This window comes from Streptomyces sp. NPDC006529 (genome assembly GCF_040611795.1).
GTDB lineage: Bacteria > Actinomycetota > Actinomycetes > Streptomycetales > Streptomycetaceae > Streptomyces.
Window position 1 is genome coordinate 34714 of sequence record NZ_JBEXPB010000018.1, and the last position, 16001, is coordinate 50714.

Sequence of the window (16001 nt, forward strand, 5' to 3'; positions counted from 1 at the left end):
TCGGGGGCAAGGGGTGCGGGGGAGGCTCAGCCGAACTTCCTGGCGGCCCTGCGCAGGTCGTATTCGTGGATGATCGCCTTGGCCTGGCCGTACGACAGCTCGTGCGCGCCGAGCAGCCAGCTGACCTTCTCCTCGAACCGGATGAGGGAGGGGCCCTCGTCGACGGTGCGGAGCCAGTCGGAGAGGTCACGACCGGTGGTCTGGGGGATTCTGGAGATCATGTTGCGGTGGGTGGGCTCCGAGAACTCTACGGACATGGGCGCCTCCGGGGGTATCGCCGTGCTGTTCCCTCCCCGTCACCGTGCCTGACCGTTCGCCCGTTGGCAATGGCGCCCGGGCGGCGCGTAAGGTCGGCCGCGTGCTCGATACGTCACCCCTGACCGCCGTCGTGGAGCGGTTCGCCGACCGGCTCCGCTCCGCCCCGCAGAGCCGCCTCCAGCGCGGCGCCGCCGCCGAGGGGCTGGCCCTGGCCCGCGAGCTGTCCCTGCGCGCGCAGCGCCTCGAAGGCCTCCCGGACGCGGCTGCGCCGCGCGAGATGCCGGACGCCGGGATCTTCGTCGTCGGCGATCAGGTCGCGGTGGCCGGGCTGGACCTGGCGGAGGCGCTGCGCGCCGCGGACCCGGTCGGCCCGGACGCGGCGACGGCCCCGTCCGAGGTGCTGGACGAGGCCGTACGGCTGGTGGAGCGGGCGGAAGTCAGAGCGATGCGATGACCCGGTCGGCCAGGATGTAGACGTTGTCGTCGGGGTCCCCGGCGTCACCGCAGGAGAAGGTCAGCGCGTACGCGCCGGAGATGCCCGAGCCGCCCAGCAGGACCGGCGCGGTGCCCGAGCGCAGGGCCTCGGCCAGGCGCTCCGCGGTCTCCCGGTGGCCCGGGGTCATGCACAGGGTGGTGCCGTCGGTGAAGACGTACACGTCCAGGGTGCCCAGCGGGCCGGGGCGGACGTCGGCCAGCGCGGTACGGGCCTGCGCGAGCTCTTCCAGCCGGCTGACGGTGCGCTCGTGGTCGGCGCCCGGCGCGGCGGCCTGGACCGGTACGAAGTCCGGGTGCGAGGGGTGGCGGCGGCGGGCCGCGGCCAGCTCGGCGGAGTCCTCCGGGTAGGCGTAGTCGTCGGCCTCGTCCCCCAGGAAGGGCTCCAGCCCCACCAGGTCCGCCTGGCGGGGCAGGAAGACGGGATTCTCCTCGCCGGCCTCGCCGAGCCCGGGCAGACCGCCCAGCAGCGACGGCGCGTCGGCGGCGTCCCGGGCCTCTTGCGCGGCCCAGAAGGCGCGCGCTTCGGCCAGCTCGCGCTCCCGCTCCTCGGCGAGGGCCTCCGCCACCGCGGTCCGTATCTCCGAGGCGGGAGAGGCGACGGCGGCGCGGGCGTGCGGCACGGTCATGGCGCGGGGGTGCGCCGGAACCGCCAGTTCAGCGCGCAGCGCGGAGACCTGCTTGCGCAGGCCGTGGACTGCGTGCAGCGCGGCGGCGCCCACGGCCGTGGCAGCGGCCGTGGTCAGCAGCAGGGCAAGAGACATGGCGCTCACTGACTAACTCCTGATGTATTCGATCCCCCGACTTCCTACATCAGCTTGTCCCGTCCTGGGAATGGCTTGCAGTGCATTACGTCATGAATTGGACAGGTCTTTCGTCCCGGACGTTCTCCCCTGCCGCGTCCTGACCTGCGCAAATGCCGAACCCCCAGGACATAGGTCACATCCTGGGGGAGATTCGGTCACAGGTCGGCCGCGAGGGGGTTGGATCCGGGGCCGGTGCGGCGTACGGATCGACCGGTTTTCCTTGGGGCGCTTGGGCCCCGAGGAAAACGATCAAGCGGAGGGCCCGTTCGGACTAGCTGAGGCGCTCGATGACCATGGCCATGCCCTGGCCGCCGCCCACGCACATCGTCTCCAGGCCGAACTGCTTGTCGTGGAACTGGAGGCCGTTGATGAGGGTGCCGGTGATCCGCGCGCCCGTCATCCCGAAGGGGTGGCCGACGGCGATGGCACCGCCGTTGACGTTCAGCTTGTCCAGGTCCACGCCGAGGTCGCGGTAGGAGGGGATCACCTGGGCCGCGAAGGCCTCGTTGATCTCGACCAGGTCGATGTCGCCGATGGTCAGGCCGGCGCGCTTGAGGGCCTGCTTGGACGCCTCGACCGGGCCGAGGCCCATGATCTCGGGGGAGAGGCCGGTGACCCCGGTGGAGACGATGCGGGCCAGCGGGGTCAGGCCCAGCTCGCGGGCCTTGGTGTCGCTCATGATGACCAGCGCGGCGGCGCCGTCGTTGAGCGGGCAGCAGTTGCCCGCCGTGACCAGGCCGTCGGGGCGGAAGACGGGCTTGAGGCCCTGGACGCCTTCCAGGGTGACCCCGGCGCGCGGGCCGTCGTCCGTGGAGACCACGGTGCCGTCCGGCGTCGTCACCGGGGTGATCTCGCGCTCCCAGAAGCCGTTCTTGATGGCGGCCTCGGCGAGGTTCTGCGAACGGACGCCGAACTCGTCCATGTCCTGGCGGGTCACGCCCTTGAGGCGGGCCAGGTTCTCGGCCGTCTGCCCCATCGCGATGTACGCGTCGGGGATCAGGCCGTCCTCGCGCGGGTCGTGCCAGGTCGAGCCCTCGCTCTCGGCGACGGCGGCCGTACGGGCCTCGGCGTCGGCGAAGAGCGGGTTGTGGGTCTCGCGGATGTCCGAGGAGCCGTTGACGGAACGGGAGACCATCTCGACGCCCGCCGAGATGAAGACGTCGCCCTCGCCGGCCTTGATGGCGTGCAGGGCCATGCGCGAGGTCTGGAGCGAGGAGGAACAGTAACGGGTGAGCGTCATGCCCGGCAGGTGGTCCATGCCCATCTGCACGGCCACGATCCGGCCCAGGTTGCTGCCCTGCTCGCCGCCCGGCAGGCCGCAGCCCAGCATCAGGTCGTCGATCTCGCGCGGGTCCAGCTCCGGGATCTTCGCGAGGGCGGCCTGGACGATCGTGGCGGTCAGATCGTCCGGGCGCAGGTCCTTGAGGGAGCCCTTGAAGGCCCGGCCGATGGGGGAGCGGGCGGTGGAAACGATGACGGCTTCGGGCATCGGGACTCCAAGGGGTGGGTTGCGGTTGTGCCGGGACCGCATGTGAAGTTACCGGCCCGTACCGTCGAATTCACCGCCCTCGCCGTGTGACGAGCACCGCAATGGCGCCGCGGGCAGCCGATCGGGACCGGGTGACCGGGCCGGTCGTGGCCGGCCCTGGCCGGTCAGGAGACCGGGGCGTCCGGGAGCGACCGGTCGTCCTGCGGCTGCGAGGCGTCCTCCGGCGGGGAGGCAGCTTCCGGCGGTGAGGCGGCGTCGGGCTGCGAGGCGGCTTCGGCCACGCCCTCCGGCAGCCGCCGCCGGCGCCGGTGCTTGAGCAGTGCCCAGGGCGCGCGGGCGGCCGTGACCTCGGTGCCCGCCTGGCTCGCGGCCGCCGAGGCGGCCTCGGCCACCGGGAGCATGTCCTCGTCGCGGGAGACGTCCAGCCGGTCGGACTCGGGCCACAGGGCCAGGGTCGCGCAGAGGGTGGGCAGCACCGCCATGGCGGCGGTCGCGTACCCCTCGGCGGACGGGTGGTAGGAGTCCGGGCCGAACATCTCGCGCGGGTTCGCGGCGAACTCCGGGCCCAGCAGGTCCCCCATCGAGACGGTGCGGCCGCCCTGGGCCACCACGCCGATGGTCTGCGCGGCGGCCAGCTGCCGGGACACCCGGCGGGCCACCCAGCGCAGCGGCTGGTACACCGGCTCGATCGTGCCGAGGTCCGGGCAGGTGCCCACGACGACCTCGGTCCCCGCCAGCCGCAGCCGCTTCACCGCGGCCGTCAGCAGCCGCACCGACTGGGTCGGCGGCATCCTGCGGGTCACGTCATTGGCCCCGATCATCACGACGGCCACGTCGGGGGCCTTCTCGCCGTGGTCGAGCAGCAGCGACACCTGGCGGTCGAGATCGTCCGACATGGCCCCCGACAGCGCGACGTTGCGCAGCTGTACCGGCCGCTCCGCGACCGCGGCCAGTCCCGAGGCCAGCAGCGCCGCAGGGGTCTGCCGGGCCCGCCGTACGCCGAGCCCCGCTGCCGTGGAGTCGCCCAGCATGGCGAGCCGCAGCGGGCCGGGACTCAGCTCCGGGCCGCCGAACTCGCTCCCGTACAGCCCGTCCGCGCGCGGTGGGTCGGGCAGGCCGAAGCCCACGGTCCGCTTGGCCAGCTGGACCTCCGCCACGACCAGCCCCACCGCGGCGGCCCCGAGCAGGCCGAGGCCGCCGCCGCCGTACGCCGCGCCCGCCGCGATCCTGCGGGCCGTTCTCGCCCTCGACACTTCAGGTCACCCTCCTTGCCTCTGCTGGCTTACCTGCCCCGTAGTGCCGCTGCTCCAATCCCTTTCCGCTTAGTCTGGCGGGACCTCCCGGAGAACCCGTGGAGTCCCCTCCTTGGAGAACATGGTGCAATTCCACGACTCGATGATCAGCCTCGTCGGCAACACCCCGCTGGTGAAGCTCAACCGTGTGACCGACGGCATCCAGGCCACCGTCCTGGCCAAGGTCGAGTACTTCAACCCGGGCGGATCCGTGAAGGACCGCATCGCCCTGCGCATGATCGAGGCCGCCGAGCAGAGCGGAGCGCTCAAGCCCGGTGGCACCATCGTGGAGCCGACCAGCGGCAACACCGGTGTAGGACTCGCCATCGTGGCCCAGCAGAAGGGTTACAAGTGCATCTTCGTCTGTCCTGACAAGGTCTCGATGGACAAGATCAACGTGATGCGCGCGTACGGCGCCGAGGTCGTGGTCTGCCCGACCGCCGTCGACCCCGAGCACCCGGACTCGTACTACAACGTGTCCGACCGCCTCGCGCGCGAGCCCGGCGCCTGGAAGCCCGACCAGTACAGCAACCCGAACAACCCCCGTTCGCACTACGAGACCACCGGTCCCGAGCTGTGGGAGCAGACGGAGGGGAAGATCACCCACTTCGTCGCGGGCGTCGGCACGGGCGGCACGATCTCCGGCACCGGCGGGTACCTCAAGGAGGTCTCCGGCGGCAAGGTCAAGGTCATCGGCGCCGACCCCGAGGGCTCGGTCTACTCCGGCGGCTCCGGCCGTCCGTACCTCGTCGAGGGCGTCGGCGAGGACTTCTGGCCCTCCGCCTACGACCGCAACGTGACGGACGAGATCATCGCGGTGTCCGACAAGGACTCCTTCCAGATGACCCGCCGCCTGGCCAAGGAAGAGGGGCTGCTCGTCGGCGGCTCCTGCGGCATGGCCGTCGTGGCGGCGCTGAAGGCGGCCGAGGGCCTCGGGCCGGACGACGTGGTCGTCGTCCTGCTGCCGGACAGCGGCCGCGGCTACCTCAGCAAGATCTTCAGCGACGAGTGGATGGCCGGGCACGGCTTCCTGGAGGAGGCGGGCCCCGCCGCCCGCATCGGCGCGGTCCTGGCCGACAAGGAGGGCGGGATCCCCTCGCTCGTCCACATGCACCCCGAGGAGACCGTCGGGGAGGCCATCGAGGTGCTGCGCGAGTACGGCGTCTCGCAGATGCCGATCGTCAAGCCGGGCGCTGGGCACCCGGACGTGATGGCCGCCGAGGTCATCGGGTCGGTGGTGGAGAAGGAGCTCCTCTCGGCGCTGTTCGCGCAGCGGGCCTCGCTAGGCGACCCGCTGGAGAAGCACATGAGCGCGCCCCTGCCGCAGGTCGGCTCCGGCGAGCCGGTCTCCGAGCTGATGGCGGTGCTGGGTACGGCGGACGCCGCGATCGTCCTGGTCGAGGGCAAGCCGACCGGCGTCGTCAGCCGCCAGGACCTCCTGGCGTTCCTGGCCCGCGGGGCGAAGTAGCCGAACCCCTGGCCGGGGGCCGGGGGCCGGGGGCCGGGGGCCGCGCGTCTGCGGGAGGACGCGGGGGCTTCGTGCGATCGGTACGGGGCCGACACGTGGTGGCAGCACCGGCTTAACACGGCTCCGGCACAGTGGTGTTCGTCGGAAGGGAGCGGGGGATCCGGAAACGGGTCCCCGGAACGGTTCCTCCGGCGTCACGAACGGCGTTGCGCGTCTCCGGAGCGGCTCCCGGACCGCGGGACGCCATGGATACGGACGGCCCTGACCCGGCCCGTGTCCTTCGCGGGGACCGCCGTCGTCCCGCCCCCCGGCCCGCCGGGGGTGCGGCGGTCCCCGCCATACCTCTTCCTCCCGGGCACCGCCCGGTCCCCGGTCGCCTCCGGCGGCGCCTCAAACGCCGGCGGGGCTGGGTTGTCCGGGGTGGCCTGGGCTGGTTCCCGCCCTCTGGCCTCCGGCCCGCTGCCTCCGGCGGCGCCTCAAACGCCGGCGGGGCTGGGATTTGCTGGCCAGGTTCCGGCCCCTGGCCTTCCGTGCGTTGCCTCCGGCGGGGCCGGAATTGCTGGGGCTGGCGATGCCACTATGCGCAGCAAGCGGCCCCGGGGGCGAAAATCAGCCTCGCCGGCGTTTGAGGCGCCGCCGGAGGCAAGGGGTGGGACCGCCCAGCTGTGCGATCCCTCCGGCGTGCACCCGGGCCGGGCGCCGGAAGGAATTCCGGGGTCGCGCAGATGCCTGCCGTAGCGCCAGGGACGTCCCCACCGGGCCGGCGTGACCACGGGCCAGGCCCCCCGGAGGCTCCCGCCCCTACTCCCGCGGAGCGGACAGGCGGGGGAAGGATTTGGCGGCGTGGGCGAAGTTGACGCCCAGGATGCCCGCCCAGGAGACCAGGAGGCCGCTGAAGCCGGCGTTGGCGACGCCGATGGCCGACAGCGGGATCGCCAGGACCAGCGTCACGATGGCGAAGCCGAAGCGTTCGGCGAAGGTGGGGAGGCCGACGCCATGGGCGGCGGAGCCGCCGCGGGCCTCGTGGAGGCGCTGCTCGGCCAGGCGGCGCCGGACCTGGGTGTCCACCTTCTCGACGAACGAATCCACGAGCGCCGCCTCGTACTCGGGCCCCAGTTCCCCGCGGGCCCTCAAGGTGGCGTCGAAGTCTTTCCTGAGCTCTTGGGAGTGGGGTTCCATGCCTCCAGGCTAGGAACGCCCCCGCCGCGCGGCACTGGGGCTAGCCCCCGTATCCCGCCCCCGTATCCCGTCCCGCGCACCGGCCCTCGCTTGCCGTCCTGCATAACCGCATGCAGAGTGCTTGCTGACTGAATACTTCAGGGGTTCACGGGACGGGACGGGAGGGGCGGGATGAGCGACAGCGGGGACGGTCCGGCCGCACGGCTGCAGAAGCTGTTCGAGGGGCACCGGCTCACGCCGACCCAGCGGCGGATCGCCCACTGCATGGTGCGGGGGGCGGCCGAGGTGCCCTTCCTGTCCAGCGTCGAGCTGGCCGATCTGGCCGGGGTCAGCCAGCCGTCGGTCACCCGCTTCGCGGTGGCCCTCGGCTTCGACGGCTACCCGGCACTGCGCCGGCACCTGCGCGAGGTGGCCCCCGCGGCACGCTCCGGCGCGGCCGGCAGCGACACGTACAACTCCTACCAGCAGGCGGTACAGGCCGAGATCGACAACCTGCGCCACCTCTCGGCGATGCTCGCCGACCCGGGGCCGGTGGAGGAGGCGGGGCGGCTGCTCGCCGCTTCGGTCCCGCTGCCGGTGCTCGGGCTGCGGGCCGCGTCCTCGCAGGCGCGCGGGTTCGCGTACTTCGCGGGCAAGGTGCACCCGGACGTGCGCCTGCTGGACGAGGGCGGTTCGATGCTGGCCGACCGGATCGACGCGGCGGTCGCCTCCGGTGCCTCGGCGCTGCTGTGCTTCGCGCTGCCGCGCCACCCGCGCGAGGTGGTGGCGGCCCTGGAGTACGCCCGTACGGCAGGCCTGAGCGTGGTCACGGTCGCCGATTCCGCCTTCGCCCCCGTCGCCCGCCACTCGGACCTGCTGATTCCGGCGCCGGTCGGCACCGGGCTGGCGTTCGACACGGCATGCGCGCCGATGCTCCTGGGGCGGGTGCTGCTGGAGTCGATGGCGGACGCGCTGCCGGACGCGCAGGCCCGGCTGGAGGCCTTCGACGCGAAGGCCGCCGCCCGTTCCCTCTTCGTCGAATAGCGGTAGGGCGGCTACAGCAGGGCGTCCCGGGTCCCGCCGCCCGCCTCCTCGACGAGGGCGGCGAGCGGCTGGCCGGGGCGGGCCGCCGCGAAGCGGACCGCGCCGTCCGCCCCGACCGTGAATCCGTGCACGGGCGGGCGCGGCAGGCTGTTGTAGCCGTAGTGGGCCGTGAAGAAGTACGCGCCCGTGTCCGGTACGGCGATCAGGTCGCCCGCGGCGAGCGGCGGCAGCCGGCGGCCCTCGGCCAGCAGGTCGCCCGCGAAGCAGGCGGGCCCCGCCACGTCCTGGACGACCGGTCCGCCGCCCTTGGGCACGCCCCGGCCGTCGTAGGCCAGGATCCGCAGCGGCCACACGGCGGGCGCGTACACCGTGCGGGTGGCCAGCTGGACCCCGGCGTGGGTGAGCGCGATGGGGCGGCCGCCGGAGGTCTTGGCGTACTCGACCCGGGCGATCACCAGGCCGTGCTTCGCGGTCAGGGACCGGCCGAACTCGGTGACCAGGCCGTACGAGCCGTCGAAGAGGGCGGGGACGGCCGCGCGCAGGGCGGCGACGTACGCGGCGTAGGTGGGGGCCTCCTCGTCCGAGGCGAAGTTCACCGGGAGCCCGCCGCCGATGTCGAGCGTGTCGATCCGCCGCGCTCCGGCCGCCGCGTTGATCTCCTCGGCGAGCGCGTGCACCTCGGCCGCGCCCCGCGCGATCAGCGCCAGCGGTACCCCTTGCGACCCGGAGTGGGTGTGCAGCCGGGTCAGCCAGGGGCGCGCGGCGCAGGCGCGCACCAGCCACGCGCGCGCCCCCTCGTCGCGCAGCGCGAACCCGAACTTCGAGGTGCCGGTGGCGGTGGAGAGCGCGTCGATCGTGCCCGCGCCCGTCTGCGGGTTGATCCGCAGGCCCACCGGGGAGCGCACGGGACCGGGGCGGCCCGCGACCAGGGCGTCGACGCGCTCCAGCTCCTGGCGGTTGTCGATGTTGACGGCGATGCCCCGGTCCAGGGCCTCGCGCAGTTCGGCGGTCGTCTTGGCGGGGGAGTCCAGGACGGTGCGCCCGGGGTCCACCCCCGCGGCCCGGGCCAGGGCCAGCTCGCCGGCGCTGGCCACCTCGCAGCCCAGCCCCGCGTCCGCGAGCAGCCGCAGCACCGGGACCAGCGGGCAGGCCTTGACGGCGAAGGCGTGCAGGACGGGCGTGCCGGGTGGCAGCGCGGCGGCGAAGGCGGCCGTCAGGGCGGCGGCCGAGGCCCGGATCCCGGCGGTGTCGAGCAGGCACACCAGGGGCGCATCGCTCTCGCCGGGTCCCACCAGGCCCTGCCGTACGGCGGCCCGTACGGCCAGGTCGCGGCGCGCGGCGGGGCCCTCGGGGCCCCCGCGGGCGGGCACGTCGGCGCTCGGCGCGGTCATGTCCGCCAGCCAACCACCCCCGCGACATGCCCGCAGCTGTTGACTGAATCTATTCAGGGAGTGAGTATGTGAATGGATTGACCAACAACGGAGGAGGCACCGCCATGTCAGGACCCCGCCCCGTACGTGCCGCGCGAGGTACCGAGCTGAGCACCCTGGGATGGCAGCAGGAGGCCGCGCTGCGGATGCTCCAGAACAACCTCGACCCCGAGGTCGCCGAACACCCCGACAAGCTGGTCGTCTACGGCGGCACCGGCAAGGCCGCGCGCGACTGGCGCTCGTACGACGCGATGGTCCGCACCCTCCAGACCCTCAAGCAGGACGAGACCATGCTGGTCCAGTCCGGCCGCCCGGTCGGCGTCATGCAGACCCACGAATGGGCCCCCCGCGTCCTGCTCGCCAACTCCAACCTGGTCGGCGACTGGGCCAACTGGGAGGAGTTCCGGCGCCTGGAGAACCTGGGCCTGACCATGTACGGCCAGATGACCGCCGGTTCCTGGATCTACATCGGCACCCAGGGCATCCTCCAGGGCACCTACGAGACCTTCGCGGCCGTCGCGGCCAAGAAGTTCAACGGCACCCTCGCGGGCACCATCACCCTGACCGCCGGTCTCGGCGGCATGGGCGGCGCCCAGCCGCTCGCCGTCACGATGAACGACGGCGTCGCGATCTGCATCGACGTCGACCCGCGCGCCATCGACCGCCGCATCGAGCACCGCTACCTCGACGTCAAGGCCGACAACCTGCGCCACGCCCTCCAGCTGGCCACCGAGGCCCGCGACGCCCGCAAGCCGCTCTCCATCGGTCTGCTCGGCAACGCCGCCGAACTCCTCCCGCAGATGCTCGCGGAAGGCGCCCCGGTCGACATCGTGACGGACCAGACCTCGGCCCACGACCCGCTCGCCTACCTCCCCGTCGGCGTGGACTTCGACGACATGGCGGCCTACGCGGCCAAGGACCCGGCCGGTTTCACCACCCGCGCCCGCGAGTCCATGGCCCGCCACGTCGAGGCCATGGTCGGCTTCATGGACGCGGGCGCCGAGGTCTTCGACTACGGCAACTCCATCCGCGGCGAGGCCCAGCTGGCCGGCTACGACCGCGCCTTCGCCTTCCCCGGCTTCGTCCCCGCCTACATCCGCCCCCTCTTCTGCGAGGGCAAGGGCCCCTTCCGCTGGGCCGCCCTGTCCGGCGAGGCCTCGGACATCCACAAGACCGACAAGGCGATGCTCGAACTCTTCCCGGAGAACGAGTCCCTGCACCGCTGGATCAAGATGGCCGGCGAGCGCGTCCACTTCCAGGGCCTGCCCGCCCGCATCTGCTGGCTCGGCTACGGCGAGCGCGACAAGGCCGGCGAGCGCTTCAACGAGATGGTGGCCGACGGCACCCTCGCCGCGCCGCTGGTCATCGGCCGCGACCACCTCGACTGCGGCTCGGTGGCCTCCCCGTACCGCGAGACCGAGGCGATGCTCGACGGCTCCGACGCGATCGCCGACTGGCCGCTCCTGAACGCCATGGTGAACGTCGCCTCCGGCGCGTCCTGGGTCTCCATCCACCACGGCGGCGGCGTCGGCATGGGCCGCTCCATCCACGCCGGCCAGGTCACCGTCGCCGACGGCACGAAGCTCGCGGGCGAGAAGATCCGCCGCGTGCTCACCAACGACCCCGGCATGGGCGTCATCCGCCACGTCGACGCGGGCTACGACATCGCCGAGACCGTGGCCGACGAGCGCGACGTCCGCATCCCGATGCGCGAGGGCGACGACGCGTGAGCGAGCCTGATCTGCCGGGCGCGGCGCCGCTGCCGGGGGCTCTGCCCCCGGGCCCCCGCGCCTCAAACGCCGGCGAGGCTGATATCTCCGGCCCCGGAGCCTCGTTCCACGACATGTGGGCCGAGCTCCGGCCCATCGGCCGCGACGCCGACTCCGGCGGCTACCGACGCTACGCCTGGACCGGCGCCGACACCGACTGCCGCGCGTGGTTCCGCGCCCAGGCGCAATCGCGCGGGCTCGCCTGCGAGACCGACCGCAACGGCAACCAGTGGGCCTGGCTCGGCGACCCCATGGCCGGGGACGCCGTCGTCACCGGCTCCCACCTGGACTCCGTCCCCGACGGCGGGGCCTTCGACGGCCCCCTCGGGGTGGTGTCCTCCTTCGCGGCCCTGGACGAACTCCGCCGGAGGGGGGCGGAGTTCTCCAGGCCGCTGGCCATCACCAACTTCGGCGACGAAGAGGGCGCCCGCTTCGGGCTCGCCTGCGTCGGCTCCCGGCTCACCGCCGGACAGCTGACCAAGGAGAAGGCGTACGAGCTGCGCGACGCGGACGGCATCAGCCTTCCGCAGGCCATGGAGGCCGCCGGACACGACCCCGGGACCATCGGCGCCGACCCGGAGCGGCTCGCCCGCATCGGGGCCTTCGTCGAACTCCACGTCGAGCAGGGCCGCGCCCTGGACCTGTCCGGCGACCGGGTCGGCCTCGCCTCCGCGATCTGGCCGCACGGCCGCTGGCGCTTCGACTTCCGGGGCGAGGCCAACCACGCGGGCACCACCCGGCTGGTGGACCGCCGCGACCCGATGCTCACCTACGCCCAGACCGTCCTGGCCGCCCGCGCCGAGGCGGCCCTCGCGGGGGCCGTCGCCACCTTCGGCAAGATCTCGGTCGAGCCCAACGGGGTCAACGCCATCCCCTCGCTGGTGCGCGGCTGGCTCGACTCGCGCGCCCCCGACCAGGCCGCCCTGGACACCGTCGTCACGGCGATCGAGAAGGCCGCCCGGGAGCGCGCCGAGAGCGAGGGCATCGACCTGAGCGTGGTCCGGGAGTCCTTCACCCCGGTCATCGAGTTCGAGCACGCCCTGCGCGACGAGCTGAACCGGATCCTGGGCGGGGCCGTCCCCGTCCTCGGCACCGGCGCGGGACACGACGCCGGAATCCTCTCCGGATCGATCCCGACCGCCATGCTGTTCGTGCGCAACCCCACCGGCGTCTCCCACTCCCCGGCCGAGTACGCCGCCGAGGACGACTGCGTCGCCGGTGTCCTCGCCCTCGCCGACGTACTGGAAGGCCTCGCATGCAGGTGAAGGGGCACGTGCCGACCGCGCCGCAGACCACGTACTGGCTGGAGCACGCCTGGCTCGGCACCCACGTCGAGCCGGGCGTCGCCCTGGAGGTCCGCGGCGGCCGGATCACCGCCCTGCGCACCGGGGTGGACGCCCCGCCGCCGGGCGCCGAAGTGCTGCGCGGCCTCACCCTGCCGGGGCTGGCCAACGCGCACAGCCACGCCTTCCACCGGGCCCTGCGCGGCACCGTCCAGGTCGGCAGCGGCACCTTCTGGACCTGGCGCGACGTCATGTACCGGGTCGCCCAGAACCTCACCCCCGACCGCTACTTCGCCCTCGCCCGCGCCGTGTACGCGGAGATGGCGCTGGCCGGGATGACCGCCGTCGGCGAGTTCCACTACGTGCACCACGCGCCCGGCGGCGCGCCCTACGCCGACCCCAACGCCATGGGCGAGGCCCTGATCGAAGCCGCCGCCGAGGCGGGCATCCGGATCACCCTCCTCGACACGGCGTACCTCTCCGCCGGCTTCGGCAAGGCCCCGGAACCGCACCAGCTGCGCTTCTCCGACGGCAGCGCCGACGCCTGGGCGGAGCGGGCCGCCGCGCTGAAGCCCCGGGAGCACGCGCTGATCGGCGCGGCCGTGCACTCCGTGCGCGCCGTGCCCGCCGACCAGCTGGCCACGGTCGCCGCCTGGGCCGCCGAGCGCCGCGCCCCGCTGCACGTGCACCTGTCCGAGCAGACCGCCGAGAACGACGCCTGCCAGGCGGCGCACGGGCGCACGCCCACCCAGCTGCTCGCCGACCACGGGGTGCTGGGGCCGCGCACCACCGGCGTGCACAACACGCACCTCACCGACGGGGACATCGCGCTCCTCGGCGGCACCTCCACCGGCACCTGCATGTGCCCCACCACCGAACGCGACCTCGCCGACGGCATCGGCCCCGCCACCCGGCTCCAGCGCGCGGGCAGCCCGCTGTCCCTGGGCAGCGACAGCCACGCCGTCATCGACCTCCTCGAAGAGGCCCGCGCGATGGAGCTGAACGAGCGCCTGCGCAGCCGCACCCGGGGTCACTGGACGGCGAACGCGCTGCTGACCGCCGCCACCGGGGACGGGCAGGCCGCGCTCGGCTGGGACGAGGCCGGCCGCCTGGAGGCGGGTGCGCTCGCGGACTTCACCACGCTCGCGCTGGACTCCGTACGGACGGCGGGGCCGCTGCCGCGGCTCGGGGCGGAGACGGCCGTGTTCGCGGCCTCGGCCGCCGATGTGCGGCACACGGTCGTCGGCGGCCGCCACGTGGTCCGCGACGGTGCGCACGCCCTGGTCGGGGACGTGCCCGCCGCCCTGGCCGATGCGATCGCAGCCCTGCGCGGCTGACTCCCCTGGGGCTCCGCCCCAGACCCCGCGCCTCAAACGCCGGCGAGGCTGTCAGTGCGCTCGATCGCCGCGCGTGCCATTCCAGCCCGCGCGGCGATTGAGCGCTCCGGGCGCGAAGCGTCCGGACCAGACGGGCGCAGCCCCGGTTACCGAGAGGACACCCCAGTGACCACCACCGTCATCAGCAACATCGGCAGCCTCGTCACCAACGACCCCGCCCGGGGCGACGGCTCCCCCCTCGGCCTGATCCGGGACGCGGCCGTCGTCATCGACGGCGACACGGTCGCCTGGGTGGGGGCGAGCGCCGACGCGCCGTCGGCGGACCGCGCGTTCGACGCCAAGGGCCGCGCCGTCATCCCCGGCTTCGTCGACTCCCACTCGCACCTCGTCTTCGCCGGCGACCGCACCCAGGAGTTCAACGCCCGGATGTCGGGCCGCGCCTACTCCGCCGGAGGCATCCGCACCACGGTCGCCGCCACCCGCGCCGCCACCGACGCGGAGCTGGAGGCCAACCTGGTGCGCCACCTGGACGAGGCCCGCCGCCAGGGCACCACCACCTTCGAGACCAAGTCCGGCTACGGCCTGACCGTCGAGGACGAGGCCCGCGCCCTGCGCATCGCCGCCGCCCACACCGAGGAGGTCACCTACCTCGGCGCGCACATCGTCTCCCCCGACTTCGCCGGGGACCCGGGCGCCTACGTCGACCTCGTCACCGGCGAGATGCTGGCGGCCTGCGCCCCGTACGCCCGCTGGGTGGACGTCTTCTGCGAGAAGGGCGCCTTCGACGGCGACCAGGCCCGCGCGATCCTCACCGCGGGCGCGGCCGCAGGGCTGATCCCGCGCATCCACGCCAACCAGCTCTCCCACGGCCCCGGCGTCCAGCTCGCCGTGGAGCTGGAGGCGGCCTCCGCCGACCACTGCACGCACCTCACCGACGCCGACGTCGACGCGCTCGGCCAGGCCGCCGGGACCACGGTGGCCACGCTGCTGCCCGGCGCCGAGTTCTCCACCCGCGCCGCGTGGCCGGACGCCCGGCGGCTGCTGGCCGCGGGGGCGACCGTCGCGCTGTCGACCGACTGCAACCCCGGCTCGTCGTACACGAGTTCCATGCCCTTCTGCGTCGCCCTCGCCGTCCGGGACATGGGCATGACCCCCGACGAGGCCCTCTGGTCCGCCACCGCCGGCGGCGCCCGCGCCCTGCGGCGCACCGACATCGGCGTGCTCGCGCCCGGCGCGCGCGCGGACCTGGCGCTGCTGGAGGCCCCGAGCCACGTCCACCTGGCCTACCGGCCGGGCGTCCCCCTCGTTTCCGCCGTGTGGCAGCGGGGTGTCCGGGCCTCCTGATACCGGGGCGCCGCGTCTCTTCCCTCCGTAGGCCCCTCGGCGTACTTTGAGCCACCAAATCTGATGTGCCGTCAGTAACTTGCCGTCAGTGAACCGTGGTTCCGAGGTCCGAGGGGAAGACGAAGGTGTCCAACCGGAAACGCTCCACCGCGCTCGCGCTCGCCACCGCGCTGGCGGGATCGGCGGTCCTGCTGGCCGCCCCGGCCGCGCAGGCCGCCGTGGTCGACGTGACGTACGACTGCGAGACCCCGATCGGCCCCAAGTCGGCGGTGTCGCCCATCGACATCAAGGCCGTCAAGGAGGGCGACGGCTACAAGCTCACGATGTCCTTCCAGAAGGGCGTCTCCTCCAGCCCCATCGAACTCGGCCCCGGCGCGATGTCACCCAGCGCCGTCGTCCTCGTCTCCGGAGCGGAGACGGCGAGCGTGCCGGTCGCGGGACCGCCCAACGCCGCGGCGGCGCCCGCCAACACGCCCATCAAGATCTCCGACCTCTCGGGCACCTACACCCCGAAGAAGAGCGGCAAGGTCACCTTCACCGCGGGCGTGCTCACCATCAAGGCCATGGGCACCACGACCACCTGCAAGCCCGGCAACAGCCCGAAGCCGTCCCTGGAGATGGACGTGACGGCCGCCGCGGGCGCCCCCAAGGCCCCCGCGCCGGGCTCGGGCGGCTCGGGTGGCTCGGGCGGCCCGGGAGGCACCCTGCCGCAGACCGGACCCGCCGACTCCGCCCTCGCCCTCGGCACCCTGGGCGGCACCGTGCTGCTCTCCGGCGCCGCCGGCGTGCTGTGGCTGACCCGGCGCGGCCAGCGGGCCCGGTCCTGAACGC

The 16001-nt window shown here is 73.7% G+C and carries 14 protein-coding genes; 8 read left to right on the forward strand and 6 right to left on the reverse strand.

Translation table 11 applies throughout. The features are described from left to right. Positions 1–26 precede the first annotated feature (26 nt). On the reverse strand, positions 27–257 hold the full coding sequence (locus tag ABZY31_RS15470) for a DUF4287 domain-containing protein (RefSeq protein WP_330330803.1): 231 nt from the start codon (positions 255–257) through the stop codon (positions 27–29). Positions 258–358: 101 nt separating this feature from the next. Between ABZY31_RS15470 and ABZY31_RS15475 the strand changes: the two genes are divergently transcribed. Further along, positions 359–712 carry a hypothetical protein gene (locus ABZY31_RS15475; protein ID WP_356409866.1) on the forward strand — a complete coding sequence of 118 codons (354 nt, stop codon included), beginning with the start codon at positions 359–361 and terminating at the stop codon, positions 710–712. Here ABZY31_RS15475 and ABZY31_RS15480 read toward each other — a convergent pair. The 3 genes from ABZY31_RS15480 to ABZY31_RS15490 all read right to left on the reverse strand — a co-directional run bounded on the left by ABZY31_RS15480 (position 696) and on the right by ABZY31_RS15490 (position 4298). Continuing rightward, the gene (locus ABZY31_RS15480) at positions 696–1514 is read right to left on the reverse strand and encodes a hypothetical protein (RefSeq protein WP_356410006.1); all 819 of its coding nucleotides are present in this window, start codon (positions 1512–1514) and stop codon (positions 696–698) included. The genes ABZY31_RS15475 and ABZY31_RS15480 overlap by 17 nt on opposite strands. 313 nt (positions 1515–1827) lie before the next feature. Beyond that, entirely contained in the window at positions 1828–3045 is a 1218-nt protein-coding gene (locus ABZY31_RS15485; RefSeq protein WP_356409869.1) for an acetyl-CoA C-acetyltransferase, read from the reverse strand. Between the two features lie 164 nt (positions 3046–3209). After that, the gene (locus ABZY31_RS15490) at positions 3210–4298 is read right to left on the reverse strand and encodes an SGNH/GDSL hydrolase family protein (RefSeq protein WP_356409871.1); all 1089 of its coding nucleotides are present in this window, start codon (positions 4296–4298) and stop codon (positions 3210–3212) included. A 124-nt stretch (positions 4299–4422) separates the two neighbouring features. Between ABZY31_RS15490 and ABZY31_RS15495 the strand changes: the two genes are divergently transcribed. Continuing rightward, positions 4423–5805, forward strand: coding sequence for a cystathionine beta-synthase (locus ABZY31_RS15495; RefSeq protein WP_356410007.1), 1383 nt, complete (start codon positions 4423–4425; stop codon positions 5803–5805). An 801-nt stretch (positions 5806–6606) separates the two neighbouring features. Here the strand turns inward: ABZY31_RS15495 and ABZY31_RS15500 are convergent. Further along, positions 6607–6984, reverse strand: coding sequence for a hypothetical protein (locus ABZY31_RS15500; protein WP_356409874.1), 378 nt, complete (start codon positions 6982–6984; stop codon positions 6607–6609). Between the two features lie 171 nt (positions 6985–7155). On the opposite strand from ABZY31_RS15500, the gene ABZY31_RS15505 reads away from it, so the two are divergent. Next, a complete protein-coding gene (locus tag ABZY31_RS15505; RefSeq protein ID WP_356409876.1) occupies positions 7156–8007 on the forward strand; it encodes a MurR/RpiR family transcriptional regulator in 852 nt (283 codons plus the stop codon). An 11-nt stretch (positions 8008–8018) separates the two neighbouring features. Here the strand turns inward: ABZY31_RS15505 and ABZY31_RS15510 are convergent, their stop codons facing one another. Then, positions 8019–9398, reverse strand: a complete 1380-nt coding sequence (locus ABZY31_RS15510; protein WP_356409879.1) for a diaminopimelate decarboxylase — start codon at positions 9396–9398, stop codon at positions 8019–8021. Between the two features lie 104 nt (positions 9399–9502). On the opposite strand from ABZY31_RS15510, the gene hutU reads away from it, so the two are divergent. The 5 genes from hutU (at position 9503) to ABZY31_RS15535 (ending at position 15997) form a co-directional block, all read left to right on the forward strand. Next, positions 9503–11167 carry a urocanate hydratase gene (gene hutU / locus ABZY31_RS15515; RefSeq protein ID WP_356409882.1) on the forward strand — a complete coding sequence of 555 codons (1665 nt, stop codon included), beginning with the start codon at positions 9503–9505 and terminating at the stop codon, positions 11165–11167. 113 nt (positions 11168–11280) lie between these two features. Next, complete coding sequence (locus ABZY31_RS15520; protein WP_356410009.1) at positions 11281–12471, forward strand: allantoate amidohydrolase; 1191 nt, start codon at positions 11281–11283, stop codon at positions 12469–12471. After that, positions 12462–13826 (forward strand): formimidoylglutamate deiminase, encoded by a 1365-nt coding sequence (locus ABZY31_RS15525; protein WP_356409885.1) that lies wholly within the window; start codon positions 12462–12464, stop codon positions 13824–13826. The genes ABZY31_RS15520 and ABZY31_RS15525 overlap by 10 nt, the downstream gene beginning before the upstream one ends. 165 nt (positions 13827–13991) lie before the next feature. Beyond that, complete coding sequence (gene hutI / locus ABZY31_RS15530) at positions 13992–15170, forward strand: imidazolonepropionase (protein ID WP_356409888.1); 1179 nt, start codon at positions 13992–13994, stop codon at positions 15168–15170. Positions 15171–15295: 125 nt separating this feature from the next. Further along, a complete protein-coding gene (locus ABZY31_RS15535) occupies positions 15296–15997 on the forward strand; it encodes an LPXTG cell wall anchor domain-containing protein (protein ID WP_356409891.1) in 702 nt (233 codons plus the stop codon). The last annotated feature ends 4 nt before the right edge of the window (positions 15998–16001 follow it).